The 4,448-nt window shown below is 53.3% G+C and carries 3 protein-coding genes and 2 pseudogenes; 3 read left to right on the forward strand and 2 right to left on the reverse strand.

Annotated features, from left to right (window positions below):
- The coding region (locus QP413_RS09730; RefSeq protein WP_284781582.1) for a helicase-associated domain-containing protein at window positions 1-147 on the reverse strand (147 nt) is incomplete at its 3' end.
- Window positions 148-261: 114 nt separating this feature from the next.
- Between QP413_RS09730 and QP413_RS09735 the strand changes: the two genes are divergently transcribed.
- The 3 genes and pseudogenes from QP413_RS09735 to pbp2m all read left to right on the forward strand — a co-directional run bounded on the left by QP413_RS09735 (window position 262) and on the right by pbp2m (window position 3,844).
- The gene (locus QP413_RS09735) at window positions 262-1,122 is read left to right on the forward strand and encodes a LysR family transcriptional regulator (protein WP_012360809.1); all 861 of its coding nucleotides are present in this window, start codon (window positions 262-264) and stop codon (window positions 1,120-1,122) included.
- A complete protein-coding gene (locus tag QP413_RS09740) occupies window positions 1,119-1,949 on the forward strand; it encodes a serine hydrolase (RefSeq protein ID WP_049147775.1) in 831 nt (276 codons plus the stop codon). The genes QP413_RS09735 and QP413_RS09740 overlap by 4 nt, the downstream gene beginning before the upstream one ends.
- A 113-nt stretch (window positions 1,950-2,062) precedes the next feature.
- Window positions 2,063-3,844, forward strand: a pseudogene (gene pbp2m / locus QP413_RS09750) (penicillin-binding protein PBP2M).
- A 16-nt stretch (window positions 3,845-3,860) separates the two neighbouring features.
- On the opposite strand, the pseudogene QP413_RS09755 reads toward pbp2m, so the two are convergent.
- Window positions 3,861-4,448 (reverse strand): annotated as a pseudogene (locus QP413_RS09755) (helicase); the annotation flags it as partial.

Raw genomic sequence — 4,448 nt, forward strand, 5'->3', positions numbered from 1 at the left:
GCGGTAGGTGTGCACGTGCTCCGGCGCGCGCTCCAGCTCCGCGAACGGTGCCAGCGCGGTGCGCGCCTCCTGCGCCTGTTCGTGGTCGATTTCCAGCAGCACGGTCTTATCCGACTGCACAATGAGCGGTCCGTTTCCAATGCCCACGCTGTGTGTCACTTCCTTTTTGTTTATCGACGCCACCGCGACGGTGTTGCTCAAGCCAAAGACATCATTTTACGCTGCAGTGGTGCGAACTCGTGCTCCACTATACTGAGACCCATGATTGCTCAGACGGGAAATCTGCGCCAATGGCAGTATTTCGTGGCTTTAGCGGAGACCGGTAGTTTTACAGCGGCGGCAGCGCGACTGGGAGTGAGTCAGCCGCCTGTCTCCAATGCCATTAAGCGCTTAGAAGCTGGTGTAGGTACACCGCTATTTATCCGAGGGGCGGGGGAAGTGAAACTAACCGAGGCAGGGTTGACCTTGCTTCCATATGCCCGGGTGATTAATCGCGATCTTCAGACTATGCATTCGATGATTGACGGTATCCGAAGTGGTGCGCAAAGCGGGTTTCGTTTGGCCATCAGTAGTGCGCTTCCAAGCGAGATAGGATCGCGTATTGCAGCAAAGGCACAGCAGCATGATGGAGTAGTTTTGTCGTCACTGCCTTCTGTTGAGATTCTTGCCCGTGTTGAAGAAGGCGCTATTCATGCGGGGCTTGTTCAAGCTCCGGTTCCCTTGGGTACTCACCGCAGTGCGAGGCAGTTTTCTCTGTCACGTGATCTAGTGGTGCCGCCGGGGTATTCAAGGTTGGATAAGACCTTGTCTCAATTGAATCTGCTGGTGGAGAACCTGAATGACAATTCAAGTGCAGCCAGTGGTTTGGCGAGAGAGCTATTTCGGTCGGGTGTGTCTTGCGAAATTAATGATTCAGAGGATGCTCTAGGTAGGGGCTTATTGATTGGAAGAGGGGAGGGGATGTCTTTGGTATTTCGCGGTTTTCACCAGTTTGACAATGCTATTGAGCTTCCTTCCCGTTTCGATTTTTCCGTGGATGTAGTGGTTCGCCGAGGTGGGATGGACAATGGCGCCGAGGCCATGGCGGTCGCCGAAAGAATTTGTCGAAGGATTAACCAATGACTGCACGGATGGAGATGGCCCTGGAAAACGTGTTGATGCGGTCGGGGTGTGAGGGATGGTGGTGTGCATCGCGACTGCACGATGGGGTGACTATCGGACGCAAACAAGACGAGAAAATTACGGTGGCATCCTTATATAAAATCCGGCTCCTCCACCTCACTTTGGAAGCGATTCAACGAGGTGATCTGGATCCTCGTCTTCGTGTTGACGTTGCACCGTCCAAAGGAACTTACGAAGGGTATGGGTTCGCTGCCTTTGATGACGCAGTGAACGTGAGTCTCCGAGACTTAATGAAACAAGTCGCATCGGTGTCAGATAACGTGGCCGCCCACGAGATTTTGCGTCTACTGCCTGCGTGGGCTCGAGAAGCATTTCTTAAACGGTTTCCACCTCATTATGACTTGCAAGATCGGAATAGCTTAGTGACGGCGGAGAAACAATTGCGTCAATATGTTCAATCCCAAGGGGGGAGTAGTACAGATATAGCGTTTTCTGCAGTCTCTTCGTTGGCGGAAATAACTAATGACTTGGAACAGGTTTGGAAAGACGATAGTGCAGCGGTACGTCGATCTATGTGTGAACTCTTGGGGTTGCAGGTGTGGCGTCACCGTGTTCCTTCAGGCTTTCCTCCAAGCGGCGTTGATATCTATGGAAAAACGGGCACTGTAGGACTTCTCCATGGTGAAGCTTCGATTATCCAGGTTGAGGGCGAGGAGCCCATTGTGGTGTCCATCATGCTGAAACAGGTGGTGCCAGAACAAGCAATGAGTACTCACGATGGTGCTATTGGCGAAGTGGCTAGACTGCTCGTGGACGCTCTTCGTTAGAATTTCTGCCACTTGAATACACACTTCTACCATCGCCTATATGTGAATGAAATGAGACAATTGCATTATGTGATATTGGTGGCATCCAATGCGTCTCACTTAACGTCACTCCCATGATGACTAAGCACAATCGTTTCCGTCAGTCGGTGATTGCACTCTGTTCGCTCTCCGCAGTGATGTTGAGCAGCTGTTCAGCTCTACCGTGGGAATCAGACTCAGACGTATTTCTCAAAGCTTTCAACGCGGGAGATGACAGCAAGGCTGCACGGTATCTGGATCATCCAGACCCGGAGCGCGCCCTTCATGAATTTCGGCAGTCACTTCATGGTGTGAAGGTCAACATCGAAAAATCTGATATTTCCAATGGAAAGCAGAATACTCATGTGACTTGGTCCAAAGATGGTGTGGAGTTGGAGAGCAATGGTCGGCTCGTCCTTAGTGGACAGGATGGTAAGCCTCAATGGTTGCCTTCGATCTTCGAAGCTCAGTTGAGCGATGATTCCGCACTCTTTTTTGCTGAAGATAAACAGTACGATCTTCCAATTAAAGATCGCTTGGGCAATGAATATATGACCTGGACGAAAGTTATTCAGGTACGAGGTCGCAAAGATATAGCCTCTAGAGCGCAGGAATTGGCCCAGATTTTTGCACCAGTGTCTCCCACAACGACTAAGGAGTGGATCGAGCAGACCTTGGGAGAGTCTTAGGATGAAGACACCGTGCTCCTCACTTTGAGGCAGGAAGAATTCCGGAAGATACAAGAGCAACTTAGGACCTTTGAGGGAATTTCCACTGTGGAGCAGGGGCGTCTCTTAAGCGTGTCCAAAACTCTTAACTCTCCGCTGGATGCTGAATTGAACAAATATTGGGAGTCAGTGCTCGATGCTAATTCAGGATGGTCGATACGCGCTGAGAGTTCACAAGGTATGACGACGGTAGCCTCTGAGCCGCCTCGCCGAGTTCAGCCAATCGCAACCACTCTGGATAACACACTGCAAAGCGCAGCAAAACAAGCAGTGGACAGTGAGCAACGTGCCGCAGTTCTAGTCGTGCTCAATCCTAGAACAGGAGGTGTCCTTGCCGTTGCACAAAATGACAAGGCAAATAACCAAGGGCCAATCGCACTCACCGGGCTATTCCCACCGGGATCGACGTTCAAAACTGTGACCACAGCGGCGGCACTAGAGGCAGGGGCAGTCAGCATGGATGAGGAACTACCTTGTCCTAGCAATATCACCGTCGCTGGACGCAAGATTCCCAACGATCATGACTTCGATCTAGGTAGCGTTCGACTGGAAGAAGCTTTCGCCCAATCATGTAACACAACCCAAGCGGTCATTTCGGATCGTTTGGGAGAAGATGATCTGCAACGGACTGCTTTAGAACTCGGAATTGGCTCCGACTTCGACGTACCAGGGATGACCACACTTACTGGTTCGGTGCCGCGGACACCGGCTGGAGCTCCTCGTGTGGAGGCTTCTATTGGACAGGGCGAGGTTCTAGCTAGTCCATTTGGGATTGCGCTCATGCAATCGACTGTCGCTAACGGCGGCTTGCTTGTTCCTCCACAGCTCATTCAAGGCGAACAGACAGTAGTGAATAAACAGGCAGACCAGCATGTCAGCGATACAACTATTCAAAGCCTCCGGACGATGATGAAATCAACAATTGACCACGGTTCAGCTAGGTCGTTGAGTGATCTTAGTGCACTTGGCGGAAAGACTGGTACAGCAGAAATTGATGGCAAGCTTTCCAATGGCTGGTTCGCTGGAACGACAGGGGAATTGGCGATTGCGTCCCTTGTAATCGAAGGAGATTCTTCTCAGCCAGCTGTGGAAATGGCCGGGCGTTTCCTTCGCTCGCCGGATGTTCAGAAATTCTCTGGAATTCAATAAACTTGCGTCATAACCTCTAGCACGGCACGTCCACCGCAGCGATGCGGTGGGGTTGGATCGTGAGGCTCTCCCCGGTGGATTCGAGCACCGCGGAGATGGTGGAGGGGGTCATCATCACGATGGAGATCCAGTCATGGCTGGTGGCACCCGCATAGTCCACGTAGTGCAGGCGCACCTGTGTGCCCGCGGTATAGGCGCGGCGCAGCTCGGACATGATCTCCCGCGGCGAGCGGAAGGTCCGGGTGTCCGAGGCCTTCGTGCCGTCCGCCGGGTCCACGGCGATGGCCTGGTCGTGGGCGCGGCGAAAACCCTCCACGGCGCCGTCGATCTCCGAGGCGATCTCGGTGGAGTCCCCAGTGATGTCCATGATGTTGCGCTGGGGAGTATCCACGCGAGACGGGACACGAGCCGAGTGGGGTTCGGTGGCGGAGCCCTGCTGGAATGCCCTGGTGGCGTCGTCAATCAAATACCGCAGGGACTGGGGAACGGACGAGAGACCGCCGGGGGACATGCGATCCAGGAAGGCCTCGATGTCCTTCCATGGGGCGTCGTAGCGCTTCGGCCCGATCAGGCTGAATACGTCGCCTTCGCGGCCGTCCTCGCG

The organism is Corynebacterium sp. UMB4614 (genome assembly GCF_030217065.1).
Lineage (GTDB): Bacteria > Actinomycetota > Actinomycetes > Mycobacteriales > Mycobacteriaceae > Corynebacterium.